The sequence below is a fragment of the Bacillus sp. CFBP9009 genome (assembly GCF_036541465.1).
GTDB lineage: Bacteria > Bacillota > Bacilli > Bacillales > DSM-1321 > Peribacillus.
Map to the genome: position 1 here is coordinate 1 of NZ_JAZHFU010000004.1, position 17,788 is coordinate 17,788.

At 39.9% G+C, this 17,788-nt stretch carries 15 protein-coding genes and 2 pseudogenes; 8 read left to right on the top strand and 9 right to left on the bottom strand.

The features are described 5' to 3' along the window. Positions 1 to 114 precede the first annotated feature (114 nt). Entirely contained in the window at positions 115 to 750 is a 636-nt protein-coding gene (locus V3595_RS13055; protein WP_485907598.1) for an FMN-dependent NADH-azoreductase, read from the bottom strand. Positions 751 to 1,026: 276 nt separating this feature from the next. Between V3595_RS13055 and V3595_RS13060 the strand changes: the two genes are divergently transcribed. Together V3595_RS13060 and V3595_RS13065 are read left to right on the top strand one after the other, a co-directional pair. After that, positions 1,027 to 1,845 (top strand): histidinol-phosphatase, encoded by an 819-nt coding sequence (locus V3595_RS13060; RefSeq protein ID WP_485907599.1) that lies wholly within the window; start codon positions 1,027 to 1,029, stop codon positions 1,843 to 1,845. A 389-nt stretch (positions 1,846 to 2,234) separates the two neighbouring features. Then, positions 2,235 to 2,402 (top strand): hypothetical protein, encoded by a 168-nt coding sequence (locus tag V3595_RS13065; RefSeq protein WP_350299224.1) that lies wholly within the window; start codon positions 2,235 to 2,237, stop codon positions 2,400 to 2,402. Between the two features lie 352 nt (positions 2,403 to 2,754). On the opposite strand, the gene V3595_RS13070 is transcribed toward V3595_RS13065, so the two are convergent. Further along, positions 2,755 to 3,747: an MBL fold metallo-hydrolase gene (locus V3595_RS13070; RefSeq protein WP_485907600.1), complete on the bottom strand. Its 993-nt coding sequence runs from the start codon at positions 3,745 to 3,747 to the stop codon at positions 2,755 to 2,757. A 144-nt stretch (positions 3,748 to 3,891) separates the two neighbouring features. Here V3595_RS13070 and V3595_RS13075 point away from each other — a divergent pair, with 144 nt between their 5' ends. Next, entirely contained in the window at positions 3,892 to 4,197 is a 306-nt protein-coding gene (locus V3595_RS13075) for a hypothetical protein (RefSeq protein ID WP_485907601.1), read from the top strand. Between the two features lie 231 nt (positions 4,198 to 4,428). Next, positions 4,429 to 5,049: an NAD(P)-dependent oxidoreductase gene (locus V3595_RS13080; RefSeq protein WP_485907603.1), complete on the top strand. Its 621-nt coding sequence runs from the start codon at positions 4,429 to 4,431 to the stop codon at positions 5,047 to 5,049. Positions 5,050 to 5,251: 202 nt separating this feature from the next. Here V3595_RS13080 and V3595_RS13085 read toward each other — a convergent pair whose 3' ends face one another. Next, complete coding sequence (locus tag V3595_RS13085; protein WP_485907959.1) at positions 5,252 to 5,992, bottom strand: VCBS repeat-containing protein; 741 nt, start codon at positions 5,990 to 5,992, stop codon at positions 5,252 to 5,254. A gap of 417 nt (positions 5,993 to 6,409) precedes the next feature. On the opposite strand from V3595_RS13085, the gene V3595_RS13090 reads away from it, so the two are divergent. The 3 genes and pseudogenes from V3595_RS13090 to V3595_RS13100 form a co-directional block, all read left to right on the top strand. Continuing rightward, entirely contained in the window at positions 6,410 to 7,000 is a 591-nt protein-coding gene (locus tag V3595_RS13090) for a TetR/AcrR family transcriptional regulator (protein WP_485907605.1), read from the top strand. A gap of 25 nt (positions 7,001 to 7,025) precedes the next feature. Next, positions 7,026 to 8,228 carry an MFS transporter gene (locus tag V3595_RS13095; RefSeq protein ID WP_485907607.1) on the top strand — a complete coding sequence of 401 codons (1,203 nt, stop codon included), beginning with the start codon at positions 7,026 to 7,028 and terminating at the stop codon, positions 8,226 to 8,228. Between the two features lie 112 nt (positions 8,229 to 8,340). Next, positions 8,341 to 8,793 (top strand): annotated as a pseudogene (locus tag V3595_RS13100) (anhydro-N-acetylmuramic acid kinase); the annotation flags it as partial. A gap of 90 nt (positions 8,794 to 8,883) precedes the next feature. Here V3595_RS13100 and V3595_RS13105 read toward each other — a convergent pair. From V3595_RS13105 to V3595_RS13120, 4 genes are all read right to left on the bottom strand, one after another. Further along, positions 8,884 to 10,323, bottom strand: coding sequence for an NAD-dependent succinate-semialdehyde dehydrogenase (locus V3595_RS13105; RefSeq protein WP_485907609.1), 1,440 nt, complete (start codon positions 10,321 to 10,323; stop codon positions 8,884 to 8,886). Next, positions 10,320 to 11,708 (bottom strand): hypothetical protein, encoded by a 1,389-nt coding sequence (locus tag V3595_RS13110; RefSeq protein ID WP_485907611.1) that lies wholly within the window; start codon positions 11,706 to 11,708, stop codon positions 10,320 to 10,322. Before V3595_RS13110 ends, V3595_RS13105 begins: the two co-directional genes overlap by 4 nt. Positions 11,709 to 11,722: 14 nt before the next feature. After that, on the bottom strand, positions 11,723 to 12,874 hold the full coding sequence (locus tag V3595_RS13115; RefSeq protein ID WP_485907613.1) for an iron-containing alcohol dehydrogenase: 1,152 nt from the start codon (positions 12,872 to 12,874) through the stop codon (positions 11,723 to 11,725). 133 nt (positions 12,875 to 13,007) lie between these two features. Continuing rightward, positions 13,008 to 14,612, bottom strand: coding sequence for a sigma-54 interaction domain-containing protein (locus V3595_RS13120; protein ID WP_485907615.1), 1,605 nt, complete (start codon positions 14,610 to 14,612; stop codon positions 13,008 to 13,010). Positions 14,613 to 14,823: 211 nt separating this feature from the next. Between V3595_RS13120 and V3595_RS13125 the strand changes: the two are divergent. Continuing rightward, a pseudogene (locus V3595_RS13125) lies at positions 14,824 to 14,961 on the top strand (IS200/IS605 family element RNA-guided endonuclease TnpB); the annotation flags it as partial. Positions 14,962 to 15,275: 314 nt separating this feature from the next. Here V3595_RS13125 and V3595_RS13130 read toward each other — a convergent pair. Beyond that, positions 15,276 to 16,769, bottom strand: coding sequence for an aldehyde dehydrogenase family protein (locus V3595_RS13130; RefSeq protein WP_485907617.1), 1,494 nt, complete (start codon positions 16,767 to 16,769; stop codon positions 15,276 to 15,278). 53 nt (positions 16,770 to 16,822) lie between these two features. Further along, positions 16,823 to 17,788, bottom strand: a complete 966-nt coding sequence (locus V3595_RS13135; protein WP_485907619.1) for a PDR/VanB family oxidoreductase — start codon at positions 17,786 to 17,788, stop codon at positions 16,823 to 16,825.

Below are 17,788 nucleotides of genomic sequence, written 5' to 3' on the forward strand. Positions count from 1 at the left end.
AGGTAAAATTAAAAGGCATGAGCCCGGTAGATTACCGGGTTCATGCCCTCAAGGCTGCCTAAGTAAATAAAGTGTCTAACTTTTTGGGTTCACTTCAGTTGTTGGCTCTTTTTTTTAAAAAGTAGAAGCTAAATCTTTTGATCGTGCTATTGCATTTTCTTTTATTTCTTGTGCTTTATCAGGCATTGCTGCATGTCCTTCAACGAATACACCTTCAAAGGAAGGCACTCCGAAGAATTGCATAATGATATTTAGATATCGGTGACCCATTTCCAGTTCAGCTGCTGGTCCTTCTGAATAAATACCACCACGAGCTTGAATATGCAAGGCTTTCTTATCAGTTAAAAGACCTACTGGGCCTTGTTCGGTGTATTTAAATGATTTACCTGCAACAGCAACGGAATCAATATATGCTTTCAATACTGGCGGGAATGAAAAATTCCATAAAGGTGTTACAAATATATATTTATCGGCAGCTATAAATTGCTCACATAACTCTGAAAGTCGACTAACTTTTGCTTTCTCTTCCGACGAGAGTTCTTCAAAGCCCTTTCCAGATTGAAGTTTCCCCCAACCACTGAAAACATCCACATCAATTTCAGGAATATTTTCTTTATAAAGGTCAATATTCACAATTTCATGGCTAGGATTTACTTCTTTATACGTGTCAATAAATGCTTTTCCAACGGCCATACTGTAAGATTGCTTGTCATCATGAGGATGAGCCGTGATGTACAATACCTTTGTCATTCTGTATCTTTCCTTTCCTTTTACATATTTGATCATTTAAGTTTGCCTAGGAAATTCAACAATTATACAATTACTCGAACTAAATTTCATTAATTGATATGTATAAGATTAAATTGTTAAAAAGAAATTTGTTTTGGAGGGGTCTTACCAAACTTTTTTCATATTTCCTAGGCAATTGAAAGGAAGGTATAAATCTTCCTTCAATTCTTGAGAAAGAGTGTGATTTTTGGATATGATAAAACAAGACAATCTGTTCATTTTAGGAGGCCTAAGGAAATGACAAATTCAATAAAATTTGATCTGCACACTCACCATCACCGCTGTGGACATGCTATCGGCACAATTGAGGATTATGTAAAGAGAGCCATTGAATATGGTTTGCATTATATTGGGATTTCTGATCATTCACCATATTTTTATAGTGAGGACGACCATCTCTACCCTACTATTGCAATGGCAAAAAGTGAACTTGTCCCTTATATTGAAGAAGTACTTCGCTTAAAAGATAAATATGAAGGTAACATTCACGTGTTATTAGGAATGGAAAGTGATTTCTTCCCTGATCACATTGAAGTCTACCGTAATCAATATCTTTTACACCCTTTTGACTACATAATTGGATCTGTTCATTATGTTCAAGATATTAGCATTTTTAAAAGAGGGCGTTGGAATGGTTTGACCTCTAAAGAACAGTCAAGAATAAAGGATGAATACTATGAATTAATACAGAAATCTGCAAAAAGCGGAGTGTTTCAAATCTTAGGCCATATTGATGCAATGAAAGGGTTTTACCCAGCCTTTTCATCCATTGAAACTGACAGTATTGAAAAAACGTTAAAAATCATTAGTCAAGAAGATATCGCCATTGAGATCAATACCTCTGGTAAAACAAAAGATTGCGGTGGGTGGTATCCTGCAGATGACATTTTAGAACGAGCTCTTTTCTATAATGTGAAGGTAACATTTGGATCAGATTCACATACACCTGAACGTATTGGAGATGAATTTGAACAAGTAAAAAAAAGACTAAAGGAAATCGGCTTTTCTGAGTGGGCTTTCTTTGTTAACAAGCAAAGGATTCTCACTCCACTTTGATCTTCTTAGTCAAAAGGAATAGAACTTGTCCAATCGCTTGAGCGTCCTGTAAGAATGTGTATCGGAGGGATGGAATGATGTTTTCAATCTTTTGCTACTAAGAAGGGCGATGCACAAAAAAATTCGTGTACAGGTATCGATAATGATCCTGCTTGGAATTTCATTACACCCATCATCTTATCAAAGAATCGGTACCAATCTTTTTTTATTAACATAAAATAATCATTAAGCATCCTGTAATAAAAATTTTAGCACGATTGGTGACAAGTTTTTACCCGTTCATTTCAACGAATCCCAGTCATCGCCATATTTATTAGTATAAAATCAAAATATTTAGGGAATTAATAACATACCATTCGTTAATCTTATTAAAAGGAGTTGATTTGGGTATGATTGATAACCCATTGTATAAAAAGAATGACGAAAACTCTGTAGAGTCAGATGAAGGTAAGCCTGTTTTCAACTCTTCAATAGGGCGATCCGAAGCCCCTCCAATAACTCCGTCAAAAGATCCTGAATTCGATCTTTTTGGCACAGTATTAAATGGGTATCTTTAATTTATACTTCCTTATTCAATATACCTTCAGAACATGTGAATGGTATTAGAGCATTAGATTTTAAGACCTACAACATTATAAATTCCTATAAAGAAGAGCACATATTAGTCACGTATAATATGTGCTTTCCTTTTATTAAATTAAAGCGCCCTTTTCGTTAATGATAACTCCTATGCTCTTTAGGTTAGTCTATCTCACCTGGTTCTTCACCTGGAATTAACACTTCTCCAATTTTATCAATTGAGTCAACTATCGCTGCCTGCCCCTTTAGTAACATAAGAAAAAGGTTGCATCAGCAACCTCCCTTTGAAGTAAGCCCTCTCTTTCATGAAATAGCTGAAGCTGGTCTGTTTTAATTCCCCGGGTACGCCTTGTTTCCTGGCTGCTGTACTTGTACCTTGTCCCCTATTTCAATGGACAACAAATCCTTACCTACTAAAACAGTTCCTCCATATGTTTTTTTAGTTCTTTCGAGCAAATTAGCTTTTTCTTCTGTTAATCCACCCAATAATACTATATGTGAGTACACAGCAAGTTTTGGTTGTATTTGGCTAAAGACTTTACCTGCTTCCTCCGGTGTAGTGTGAAGATCAAGTATATAGGCGATTGATTCTGATTCATTATCAGGTTTTGCAGCAGCAACCTCATGAATAACTACGTCAGCACCTTTAGCAAATGTAATTAGATTTTCATTATAGCGGGTGTCACCTGAGATAACTACAGAATGTCCTTTGTAATTAACCCCCCGATAACCGAAAGCGGGCTCAATTGATTTATGGTCTACCTTGAAGGCTATTACTTCAATTCCCTTTTTGTTATAGACAATGCCCTCCTTGATATCATTTGCCATAATACTTGCTCCTTCAACGTTTCCATTTCCAGAGTCATTCCTTGCATCCAAATCGGCTTTAAATGCTTTATGCATATGTAACATCATTTTCTCGGTTCCCTTAGGTCCCCAAATGTTAAATGCTTGCTCTCTTTTCCCTCCTGTTGGTAAAGAACCTGTAAGCCATACGTCCGGTATGCCGATTGTATGATCCAAATGCAAATGAGTAAGAAACAACTTATCTACACTGCCTGGTAACATATTCGCTTTATACAATTGTAAAGCAGTTCCACGTCCAGCATCAAAGAGGAGTTTTTCATTACCAACTTCTACAAGAGTAGCTGGACCGGAGCGGGATGTACTTAAAAGTGGAGAACCTGTTCCTAATAGGGTTACTTTAAAGTCTGTTTGCTTTACAGCAGTTTGGCCAAAAGAAGGAAGTAATAATGATAATGATAGAATTATTGAAACCACCAACCAAAAACCAAAAGAAGTATACCTTATTCTTTTCTTCATAACAAAAACCTCCTGTCAATTATTTGACTTTTCACAAGGAAAACCACTTGTTTTGAATATAAAACTACGTTTCAAATAAACAATAACACAAACTAAATATTACAATATTTTTAATATTCAGTAAATAATACCCAAAATAAAATCATGTATATTGTTTTAACCTTCCATCAAGATAACTGGACTCAATTCGGGAAAGAAGCTGAAATAATCTTACACAATATTGGATTTCATATTGGATCAATTGTTCATACTAAATATAAAATAACTGTTCAAGAAGGAGTTTATATGCCAAACGAAAAAAATAATCCAGCTCAACAAAAAAGTCAGGTTAGTCGATTAAACGAAGTGATGGAAGTGGATACAGATGTCAATGAAGATCCTAATCGGGAGAAATTATTAGATGACTCAGTTGATTCTTTTCTAAAATCGAAAAAAGAACAGGAATATTAGAGTAGGAATTGTGGTCGTTAATGTCTTGTTTAAGAAATGTTGTTATTTTAATACAAATGGGCCCCTCATTAAGCTTTTGAGCGGCCCATTTTGTATTTTCATCAACGCATATTTTCCTTAACAGCAAGACTCTGAATTATGATATCTTAATGCACTAAAGCTTTCATTAGTTGAAAATGACGATATAATGTTAGTGGAATGATTGTATTCGCAAAAAGGAGGTTCGTTTCTATGAATATTTTAATTTTGGGTGCAACTGGACGAGTTGGGGGTCAATTAGTTACTTACGGTCTGCATGATAAGCATCATGTTACAGTTTTAGTACGCACTCCAGAGAAGATTGGAATAAACAATGCCCATTTAACCATTATTCAAGGTAATGTATTAAATAAAACTGATATTGTTCGTGCCATTCATGGGATTGATGTTGTTATTAGTGCGCTTAATACTGATGGGACAACCACTTTATCAGCAAGTATGCCCATGATTATCGAAGCAATGGAAAACGAAGGAATACAACGAATTATAACCATTGGAACCGCAGGAATCCTGCAAAGCAGAACAACCCCCAATTCTCTGCGTTATCAGTCTGGGGAATCAAAGCAAAAGTCTACCCGCGCAGCGAAAGAACATCATAAAGTTTACGATATGCTTAAACAGTCAAAACTTCAATGGACGATTGTCTGTCCTACGTATTTGCCCCATGGAGAAAGTGTTGGTATATATCGAGTAGAAGGTGACTTTTTGCCGGAGGATGGGGTTGAAATATCCGTGCCGGATACAGCAGAATTTGCATTCAGCCAAATAAAAAGTAGCGATTATTTAAAATCACGTGTAGGCATTGCTTACTAATAATTCCAATTAGCGATACTTCCCATTGAAAAAATTTGTGTAATCTTAGATGAAGTAAAGAAACCATCACGTCCTCTTAGAAAGCCGGTACAATTTTCGTAAATGCACACAATCAGCTGAACCATTGCCAAGAATATTTTCCGGTTTCATTAGGGCGAAGATTTCTCCCGTACCTTGTTCATGAACCTTCTATTCCATTGTGCTATATTTCCCCTCCAAAAATAGCCACATTCTGCCGGTCAGGAGCAAAAGCCAGCCCGTTCCATTTTAAAACGGTCTGTACAAATCCCAGTGAGTCGGCATTGTATCTCCCTGCGATCCTCTGATACGCTTCGAGCTCATATATGCCATCCCTATTGTAATCAACCGGATATAAACCAGATAAAGGATTGACCCATCCTTCTATTGGCGCCTTCAGTACACCATCCTTGTTATATATTTCAGCTAAATAGTCCTTATCCTTATAAGTAAGGTCAAGAATGTAACTTTCTTTTAGGTAAGTACTGTTCACCTTTGCTTTGTAATGGTTTTCATAATTCACATCGTATTTATATGTTTCATTGAATGTATCTGAATTAAAAATGGTCTTGAGTTGACCGTTAAGATATGCAAAAACATACGCATAAATCGAACCACCGCTTCCTCCTGTATCAATGACCACTAAAATGTCATCCCCCTTATTACCTGTAAAATCACCAAGAAAAATGGTCGGATTATATCCTGAGTTATTTTTTATGGGAACTTGTTGATATTGATGAGTCCTCCCATTTTGGATAACCAAAGTTATATCCCTCCAAAAGGGGCTATCAGGGGTTTTGTTTGCGGTTAGAAAAACATTGTCCTTTATCCCGTCCCCATCAATATCGCCTTGCTTTGAGGTCACTATGACTGTTCTGTTGGAGTTCATTTCCCTTGAAAGAACAGTTTGGAGGTTCAGTTGCATGTCTTGCAGTTCCTGCCTTGAAGGATAAGGATTTGGAAACGACAAGGCGTTATCAATCGTTTGCATTGCTTCACTTGTTAACCCGGCCCTAGCTTGAGTCTCAGCCAAACAGTACCAATAATAAGGATGATTCGTTTCTTGTATTTTTGTGTAATAGTAATGAATCACTTTTCTGATGTCAAGCGTATCCAACTTCATCCCACCTGTCTCTTTATTATCCATATAGAATTATATGCGGGAATTTTGTAAAAAGCCTTGAGTGCATATCTATTGCTGGAAACAACAATATTGTCCTTCTCAAATATATCGCCTAATTATGAATGATTTCTGGGCATAATACCTTCTAATAAACAAATTCGCTTGCATAAATTTATTTAATTTGCTATTATAACTGACGAACGTTCGTTAAATTATGAGGTGATATTATTGAAAAGTAATGAAATTAAGGACGCCGCTCTAAAATATTTTACGATTCATGGTTATGAAGGAGCGTCGCTTTCTCAAATAGCTGAAGAAGTCGGCATGAAAAAGCAATCCATTTACGCTCATTTTAAAGGCAAGGATGATCTTTTTCTGCAAGTTTTACGTGATGCGAAAGAGACGGAGCTATCTTCGAAACTCCAATATTTCAGTAAAGTTGATTCAAAAAATCCTGAAAAAGATTTATTTGGATTCCTACAATTGGTCATCGATCTTTTCCAAGAAAATGAGCATATAAAGTTTTGGCTGCGTATGTCCTTTTTTCCGCCAGCGCATCTTGAAAAAGAAATCGGGCAGGAAGTGATAGATATCGAGGAAAAAGTGCAGGCGATCCTTGAATGTAAATTCCATGATTGGATCAATGCCAAATTAATCGCCGAAGATGAAGCCATAACGCCGACCTATGCTTTCTTGGGAGTTGTGGATTCCATTTTGCTTGAGCTTGTATACGGCAATGATGAGAAACGGTTGAAGGATAAATTAGCAGCCTCTTGGAAAGTGTTTTGGAGAGGTATTTCACAAGAATGATTCACAAAGAAAGTGGTGTTAAAACATGAATAAACCAATTAAAGAACAAAAGGCGGTATTAATTATTCTTCTAAGCAATATATTCATTGCTTTTCTGGGAATTGGTCTCATCATCCCCGTTATGCCGTCATTTATGAATATCATGCATTTATCAGGAAGTACGATGGGCTATCTGGTTGCCGTATTTGCTGTTTCACAGCTTGTTATGTCACCATTCGCAGGTCGTTGGGTTGACCGTTACGGCAGAAAGAAAATCATCATCATCGGCTTATTCCTTTTTGGTGTTTCAGAACTTATCTTCGGTGTAGGGACAAACGTATCCGTGTTCTACTTATCAAGGATCCTTGGGGGAATCAGTGCTGCCTTCATCATGCCAGGTGTTACGGCATATGTTGCAGATATTACATCCGTTCAGGAAAGGCCAAAAGCAATGGGCTATATTTCAGCCGCAATTAGCTTGGGCTTTATAATAGGACCCGGGATCGGTGGCTTTGTTGCAGAATATGGTATACGCTTGCCCTTCTTCCTTGCGGCGGCCATTGCTTTTTTAGCATGCCTTTCATCTATATTCATTTTAAAAGAGCCGATGACAAAGGAACAGCTTGCAAAAGTTTCTGCTAATACAAAGCAAACAAACTTTATGGGCGATTTAAAAAAATCACTAAATCCGCTTTACTTTATTGCGTTCATCATTGTATTTGTACTCGCTTTTGGCTTATCAGCCTATGAAACTGTGTTTAGCCTATTTTCTGATCATAAATTCGGTTTCACGCCGAAGGATATTGCAATTATCATTACAATAAGCTCTATTTTCGGAGTTGTTGTGCAGGTATTTATGTTTGGAAAGCTGGTAGATATTCTCGGCGAAAAGAAGCTTATCCAATTATGTTTAATCGTTGGTGCCATTTTTGCGGTAGCTTCCACAATGATTTCTAGCTTTTTGGCAGTACTAGTGGTAACTTGCTTCATATTCCTTGCATTTGACCTGCTTCGTCCGGCATTGACGACATTTTTATCAAAAGCTGCCGGGAAAGAACAAGGATTCGTTGCTGGAATGAACTCCACCTATACGAGCTTAGGGAATATCGCCGGGCCATCTATGGGAGGGTTGCTTTTTGACGTAAACATCCACTACCCTTATCTTTTCGCTGCTGTCATTATCGTCATTGGCCTTGGCATTACAGTCATTTGGAAAGAAAACCGATTGACAGAAAGCTTAGCGAAATAATTGTATCTTTCCTTTTCGAGCTGGAAAACTCTCAAACTTGAAAGATAATATTCTACTAACCCCCCTTGTCCATATTAAGGGGGTTTTTTAGAACGGGATTCTTACTACTTTCAGTCACCCCTATATTATGAGCCCTCCGCCAAAATCAACCGGCAGGGAATTGTTTGGCAAGCAATATGTAGTAAAACTATTAAAGATGTTTGAATCACTTCCCAGTCATGACATTTTAGCAACAGTAACGATGTTTACAGCAAAGTCGATTGTGGAGAACTATCGAAATTTCATCTTTCCAAAAACTAATATTGAAGAAGTGATTATTAGCGGCGGTGGCAGCTATAACAAAACGTTATTAAATATGATTCAATCACTGCTTGGAAATTCTATTCAAGTTTTGACTCAAGAAGAGTTGGGATACTCTTCTGAAGCGAAGGAAGCGGTGGCCTTTGCATTACTTGCAAATGAGACTTTCCATGGTAATACAAGTAACGTTCCCAACTCTACCGGTGCTGACTTCGATGTCATCCTTGGAAACATGACCTTCCCTCCTTCATATCTGAAGGAATAACCATTTAATAAGAGTAAAAGGCACATCGATATTAGATGTGCCTTCTACTCTTATTTTACCTGAAGAATCATCGCGGACTCTTCAGTTTTTTTACTGGCCAAGTTGCATGGATACATACTTCACTTCTAAATATTCATCCATGCCATAGTGTCCCCCTTCCCTGCCTAAACCACTTTCCTTCATTCCTCCAAATGGTGCTTGGGCAGTGGATGGGGCACTGTCATTAATACCGACAATCCCATATTCAAGAGCATCCGAATAGGCAACTGCCTTATTTAATGACTCGGTATACACATAAGCTGCCAAGCCAAAATTCGTGTTATTGGCTCGATCTATCGCTTCTTGATCGGTTTTGAATGTACTGACTGGCGCAATTGGCCCAAACGTTTCTTCCTGCATGCACAGCATATCATCCGTTACATTGGAAAGTATGGCTGGTGCGATAAAATGGCCTTGTTTTTCATCGACTTTTGAGATGTTATGGATGATAGCCCCTTTACTTGCAGCATCCTCTAATTGAAGCTGAACTTTTTTTACTGCGGCTCCATCTATCAATGGACCAAGATCGGTTCCTTCCATTCCATTTCCAACCTTCAAAGTTAAAACGGCTTCTTCAAAAGCTTGTAAAAACGGCTGTTCGATTGTCTCATGGACGAATATTCGATTCGCACAAATACATGTTTGTCCAGCATTCCTGAATTTCGATTGAATTAAACCATTTACAGCTTCTTCGATATTCGCATCCTCAGCAATGATGAAGGGAGCCAATCCACCGAGTTCAAGCGAGACTTTTTTTACTGTTTCTGCGGCTTTTTTCATTAGATGTTTCCCTACAGGAGTGGAGCCGGTAAATGTGATCTTTTTAACACGTGAATCATTCATCCACACGTCTGATACATCTCCCGGTTTCTGTGTAGTTACAATATTTATCACACCTGCCGGAATACCTGCTTCATGGGCACTTTCAACTAATAGCAAAGCGGTCAAAGGCGTTTGTTCCGCTGGTTTGATGACCACGGTACATCCTGCGGCAAGGGCTGGCGCCACTTTCCTCGTGATCATGGCAGCAGGAAAATTCCACGGGGTAATGGCAGCAACGACACCGACTGCCTGCTTTTGCACTAAAATACGCTTTGATGCAACAGAGGCTGGTATAATTTCTCCGTAGTTGCGCTTTGCTTCTTCAGCGTACCATTTCACGAAACTTGAAGCATATTTCATTTCACCTTTTGCCTCTGCCAATGGCTTTCCTTGTTCCAGTGTCATGATCGTTGCAATTTCATCCAGCCTGTTCTCAATGATCGTGTACCACTTCTCAAGTAATTCCGCCCTATGGTATGCACTTGTTTTCGACCAAGTCAGAAAAGCAGCCTGAGCTGCATCCACTGCAGCCTTTGCCTCTTTTTCGTTAGCGTCCGGAACATAGCCCACAGGCTCCAATGTTGCTGGATTTTCCACTACAAAATGACTTTCTGTATGAATAGATTCGCCGTTTATATAAATTGGCCATTTTTCCACTACTTTTTTCATCCTGCTTTAATCTCCTCTTCTTCTTCATGATCTGTAAATGTCTTATCATTCTCTCCTTTGAAAAAGTCCTTGCCATATAAAAGGGCACATAATAGAATTCCTGCCGCAAACGCCATTCCAGCACCTTTTATAACAAGGATGGCAGCAACGACCCCTGCAATTCCCAGGTCGCGTTGGCTCTTCGCCTGCATCACGCCTACGCGTACGCTAACATATCCTTGAACCAAAAGCGTTAAGGCTAAGGCCACACCGAGAATTGGTTCCACCAAGCTGACTACCGGCAATAAGAATAACCCTGTATTCGTACCCCAACGGAACGAGCCGGCACCGCCGAAGAAAGAATTCATGGCTTTCTTGCCATTCTTGAACCGTTCCACAACCACGACCTGCATGGCTGCCCACAATGGACCGCACATTGTTATATCGGGTCCGATAAAACTCATGATCACATTTCGGCCACCAAAAATTAAATGAGCTCTGTTTGGATTATAGTCCACTTTTTCATCTTCCCTGATCTCATCGGATTCAGAAAGCAGCGCTTTAGTTTTGAGCACATCCCCGAATACGACTAAATAAGTAGCAAAAACAGCTGGAATCGCATTTAAAAAGAAGGTCAAGGCAGGAAAACCTAAACCGAAAACAGTATAGTCTGACCAAAGCGTAGCAAAATCCGGACTGCTAAATCCCCATTGGATATCAGGCCATTTTGCTTCTCCAAAAATTGGGGCTACAAAGACCGCAAGCAAGATTGCTGGCAATATCCCTAAATTGCCTACGAATATCCAAACTTTATTTCGCATTTTCAATTTTCCAAAACTTTTCGAAAAAAGTAGATAAAAGGCAAAGCCGATACAAATGCTTATTGTATAAGGAAATAAATCAAACTTTCCACCCACTTCAAAAATGGAAACGACAGCACCAATACCCGCTCCTAAAATAATGCCTGATTTGATTGCATTTGGCACTAATCGAACGACCTTACTGGCAAGTCCGGTCATTCCTAGCAATATCGATAAAATACCTAATGTTAGTTGAAATGCAACGAGTGCATAGACCCGATCAGGTCCTTCGGGAAATTGCCCGACGAACAATACAAGCAATGGAACCGCAGGTGTAATCCAACCTGGTATAACTGGGTCCCCGAGTAAATGATGTGCCAAGTATAATAATCCATTCAAGACAACGACGGCTAGAGCCACATCAAAAGGCATACCCAGATGGTCTGCAAGCAGTGTTATCGCTCCAAGGTCAACTGCGCACATCAATAAGCCTTGAACATAGTCAGGCCACTCAAAACGATAATGGACAAATGGCAGTCTAATTTTAAAAGGTCCCGCAGGTATATACGATGTCTCTTCTCCGTAGCGACGGTTTTTCCATTTCATATTGTTTCCTCCACTTAAAAGCCATAGGCTGAACGGTATATTTTTTCGATATCCCGGACGTTTAATGCACGGGGATTATTGCGAAGTAAACGGACTTGTTTGATGGCCTCAGCAGCCATTTCACTTAAAGCCGATTCAGGAATGTCAAATTCACTTAGTGACTGTGGTATATCAACATAACGGCATATTCTGGTCATCGCTTCTATAGCCTTATCCGCTGCCTCATCATCATTTAAATGATTGACTTTCTCTCCAAGTGCTTCAGCAATCTCGCGGAACCTTTCCAAACATGCAATTTTATTCCACTTCATGACAAATGGCAGTAATAATGAATTGCTGACGCCATGTGATAAATGGAAGCGGCCTCCAAGCGGATAAGCTAAGGCATGAACAGCTCCAACACCAGCATTGCCAAAAGCTAACCCTGCCATTAGGCTTCCAGTGATCATCGCTTCCCGTGCTTCCAGATTATCTGGCGCAGCATAAGCCTTTGGTAAATTTTTTGCGATTAACTTCATGGCCCCAATTGCCAAAGCATCCGTAACGGGCGAAGCAAATTTGGAAATATAAGCCTCGACCGCATGAACAAGTGCATCCACTCCACTCGCAGCAGTCACACTTGGCGGGCAAGTCAGCGTCATGACGGGCGATACAATCGCTACATCCGGTAAAAGATACGGACTTACAATCCCCTTCTTAACCTGTTCTTTTTTGTCCGATAAAATCGAAATATTCGTCACTTCTGACCCGGTTCCTGCCGTCGTCGGTATGGCTATTAAAGGTAGACCTGGAACTTCAATCAAGTTCGTACCGAAATATGTCTCGATGCTACCTGAATTCGTAGCCATGACGGAAGAGGCTTTCGCAATATCCATCGCACTTCCACCGCCTACCGCAATCAGTCCATCATGTTTTCCATCCTTGATTGACCGTACACATTGCTCAACGATTTCAATTTCCGGTTCTGGATTCACATCCGAAAAAATACCACATTCTGTAGAAAGTAAATCCTCAACCCTTTGCACAACCCCAGCACCCACTAAAACTTTATCTGTAACTATCAACGGATTCTTCATCCCTAATCGCGTAACCTCATCAGTCAGCTGCTGTAAAGAATTTGCTCCTGTCACCAATTTGTTAGCCATAGAAAAAATAGAAATATTCATGGTTATCTCCCCTTTCATGTATTTACTAATGCAGGAATCATGCCAAAGTGTGAAAACGCTTAATTCATAAGGGGGATAACCTTTTTTTCATGGGTAACAGTATAAATAATGAGTAGAAATCAAATCAAAAAAACTAATTCGATTCGTTTTCAAATCGAATGTGAAATTTTTTCATTTTTTGCACCAAAGCGCTTTGACTGATATCCAAAGAGATGGCAGCGGCCCTTGTAGTCCCATACTTCTTCATCGCATTCAGGATCAGGGAACGCTCCAGCTCGGAAACGGCTTCCTTCAAAGAATGTGTTGTCGTTTTTTTTGATAAGACCGGCTGGATGAAAGATGGTAAATTAGGCAAATCAATCGTATCATCATAAGTCGTGACGACCAGCCGCTCTGCAAGACTCGCAAGCTCACGTATATTGCCAGGCCACGAATAGTTCGTCAGCCATTCATAGCATTCTGGTGTCATCTTTTTCTTTTCATTATATTTTTCATTGAATTTTTTCAAATACATTTCTAAAAGCGGGATCGTTTCTTCCTTTCGCTGGCGTAAAGGCGGGACTTCAAAGGAAACGATATTAAGCCGGTAATAAAGATCTTCGCGGAAAGATCCTTCTTGCACGAGGGAGGCCAGATCGCGATGGGTGGCTGTAATTAACCTGACATCCACTTCTTTCATTTCGGTAGAACCTACTCTCATAAACTTGTTTTCTTCTACCACTTTCAAAAGTTTTACCTGTAGCTCTAAAGGTAAATCCCCAATTTCATCCAAAAATAACGTGCCACCATTCACTTTCTCAAAAATCCCCATTTTCCCATTCTTAAGGGATCCGGTAAATGCCCCTGGTTCATATCCAAAAAGTTCAGATTCCACCAAGTTCGCTGGGATGGCTCCGCAATTTAATTCAAGGAAAATTTTTTCCTTCCTGGAGCTTTTGGCATGTATGTACTTGGCGATTAAACTCTTCCCTACTCCCGTTTCCCCCTGCAACAAGACCTTCGCATCCGTTTTAGCTACTTTATCAGCCAATTTGAATAAAGGAGTTGTAGAGGGACCAATGATTATTTCCTGTAAATTCACCTGTTCCGAGCCAGGCAATAATTGAGAAATAGGTTGAAAAGATAACTTTTGGCTGTCGATCGTATACTTCATCCGGATTAATTCAGTAATATCCCTAACACTATTAATGACAAATATGACTTCATTCTGTGGCGATAGAATAGGTGTGGCCGATACGATAATCTTTCTTCCATTTCGAATTCTTTGTGTCAAAGTAACTTGATTCTTCGTTCGAATGGAGTCCAATGAAGCTGAAACGGATATCATGCCTTGCTCAACTAAATAACTCATCGGTTTTCCGATGATTTCCTCTTCTCTTATTCCAGTAATACGCTGATACGCTTGATTGATAAATAATGTCGTTCCATCACCATCCGTGATATACACGCCATCATACAGGGCATTAAATACAACCCTGCATAAATCACTCTCGAAGAATGCTTGAAATTGTTCATAGGGTATTGAGTAATTTCGTAAATTTTGCAGCGGTGCATTAACGGTAATGAAATGAGAAATTGGCTTCGTCAAATCACTTTGCTGCACTGCCGCAGATAACGCCTCTATAGTCAAAAATCCGATGAAATCATCTGAATCATCCAAAACTTCCACTTCAGTGCTTCCTATCGGAAAACATGATATCGCTTCCTCCACTGTCATATCCGAATAAAACTTAGTCATCAATCTTCACTCCTAACGTGTTCCCTGACTGGTCTTTAATATTTAATTGAACGCTTTCTGGCATCCAGCGATTATTTCCTAAACGTTTTTATATATTCTATTATAACCTTGCCTTCTCTCGATATTTAGCGTTGATAAGAGTACTCTTTGATATACCTGTCGACTTCCTTTCCTTTTCATATTCATTATAGGCAATAATTATTAACTTATATTGTGTTCATTATGTAATAGCGGTTACCAAAATAAAGACGTTAAACATCTTAATCTTCGTAAGTGGGATTGTCCTTTTTGTTCTTCTCACCGCGATCGAGGTATTAACGCAGGAATAAATCTAATGAATGAAGCATAAGGCATCTAACCGTAGGAATTAGCCTTATTTAAAATTTGCCGATAGGCTAATGTTCTTAGGCATCCCATTCAAGCATACGTTTAGTGATAAGTCGTGGGTAGTTGAACATACCAATAGTGTTTAATAAACTACCTCTTTTGTTGCATAATAAATAAGCTTGCGAAATGGCTTAATACCTTGACTCTCAGTTATTATAAGCTTAGAAACAACATTACCTTCTTTTTGAAGACTTTAAAAGGTTTCTCGACAGTTTGAAAAAACCTAATCCGTATTTGGATTAGGTTTTTGGTTTGATTAAAGAAAGTAAGTGACGATTATTTTGGAAACCAGCCGACCGGTTTTACATCGAGATTAATGTTGATTTGTTTAATTTCCTGGTATTCATCCAAGCCGTATTTTCCTAAACTTCGTCCAATCCCGCTCTGTTTGTAACCGCCCCATGGCGCTTCGACATATGTTGGATGATAATCATTTACCCATGTAATGCCTGCCCGTACCTTCTTGATCACTCGCAATCCTTTTGCTCCATCGTTAGTGAAGACGCCGCCTGCAAGGCCGTAGTCTGTATCATTTGCAAGTTTAATAGCTTCTTCTTCATCTTTAAACTTTTGAATGACAACGACCGGACCGAAAATTTCCTCTTGTACGATGCGCATATCAGGTGTTACATCGGTGAATACAGTCGGTGCAATGAAGTATCCTTTGTCAAGGTCTTCATCAACAAGACGGTAACCGCCAGCTGCAAGTGTCGCACCTTCCTGTTTGCCGATTTCAATATAGTTCAAAATGCTATTCATTTGCGCTTCGCTGACAATTGCCCCCATGTTGCTGTCTTCCGCAAGGCCAGGCCCTACTTTGATTTTATTTGCGCGTTCCACATAGCGTTTTACATATTCATCATAAATACTTTCCTCAACCAGGATGCGGCTGCCTGATGAACATACTTGGCCGGCACCGAAAAAGATGCCGAATAATCCGTAATCGACGGCCGTCTCTAAATCTGCATCTGCAAAAACGATGTTAGGTGATTTACCGCCAAGCTCAAGGGAAATTTTCTTTAAGTTGCCCGCGGCCGCCTTCATGATTGTTCGGCCAACATCCGTACTTCCTGTAAATGAAACAATGTCAACATCGTTGCTTTCCGCAATGGTTTGACCGACAACAGTGCCGCGGCCCATCACCATATTAGCCACACCTTTAGGGATGCCTACTTCCTCCAGGATTTCAAATAATTTCATTGCTGTAACAGGTGTCACTTCAGCCGGTTTATATACAATGGTGTTACCTGCCGCAAGGGCCGGTGCGATTTTCCAGACACTCATAAGAAGAGGAAAATTCCAAGGTACAATCAAACCGGCTACACCTACTGGCTCACGAACAACCATCGCTTGTACTGGAGCGGGAACTTGATAAGTTTCCCCTTCTGGATGAAGGACTAAACCAGCGTAGTAACGGAAACACGCGGCGGCATCGGCAATATCGAAACCTGCCTCTGCTTTAAGTTTCCCATTGTCCATTGTTTCAAGAATCGTCAACTCTTCAGCACGTTCATCAATTTTATCAGCGATTTTATATAGGTAGGAAGCACGCTCCTGTGCTGTTAGGCCTGACCAGATTCCACTTTCAAAAGCTGCCTTCGCAACTGAGATTGCCCTTTCTGTATCTTCCTTGGTGGCACGCGGAGCCCTTGCAATGACTTCCTGTGTTGCAGGATTGATTACCTGGATTACTTCATTTGAAGATGAGGTCTGCCACTTACCGTCGATGTAATTTTTAAGCTCTAAAACTGCCGTTTCTAAAATTGTCATGTTTCATTCCTCCGGTTTTCATTATTTTTTTAAATTTTTCCTTTACGGAATCGTTAAAGTTTTATAACAAGTCTGTCGTCCTTCGCACGTGAGCAGCAAGTCAGGATTGAGTTGCGTGTTTGACGGTTTTCTTCGCTAAGGAAGAAATCACGGTGATCCACTTCACCTTCTGCAACATCTACCTCACAACTTCCGCACCCGCCCACTTTACAAGAATAAGGTGCATCAATGCCTTCCCTTAGAAGCGCATCAAGCAGTGTTTCACCTTCATGAACGCGGATGGACCGATCGCTGTCTGATAGGTCGACAATGAAAGGTTCTTGCGGCCCGTCATGTTTTGTCGCAAATAATTCAAAGTGGATCGCATGTTCCGGATAACCATAGGAACTGGCAGCTTTTCGGTACTCTTGTACCATCTCGATTGGTCCGCAAAAATATACATGCGTGCCAATGCGATGATCCATCATTGCCTCAGGCATCATTCTGCGTTTGTCTTCTGCCTGCGAAAAATAAAAGGTGCATTGATCAGGATATTTGGCTTTCAACAGATCATAAAAAGCACATAATTCCGGTGTGCGTGCAGCATAATGAAGTTCGAAGGTTTGGCCTTCGGCAGCCATGTCTTCCATCATTGCCAGAAATGGGGTGATGCCGATTCCAGCTGCATAAAATGCATGATGCTTAGCTCGAAAGCTGAGAGGGAAGTTGTTTTTAGGGAAGCTGACTTCCAATCTGGAATCTATCGTTACATGATCATGCCAGAAAGCGGAACCTCCGCGTGACGCCTCATTACGCCGAATGGAAATTGCATATTTTTTACGGTCCCTTGGGTTGCTGATAAGGGAGTATTCTCTCTCGATTATCGTATCCCCGGCCGGCATGAAAGTGGTCAAATGCGAACCGCCAGTAAAAGCAGGCAATGGTTTTCCATCAACTGGAATCAATTCGAACTGTTTTACGAATGGAGTTTCTTGAATGATCTTATTTACTTTCATTTGAATATTTCCTACTACCCGCAT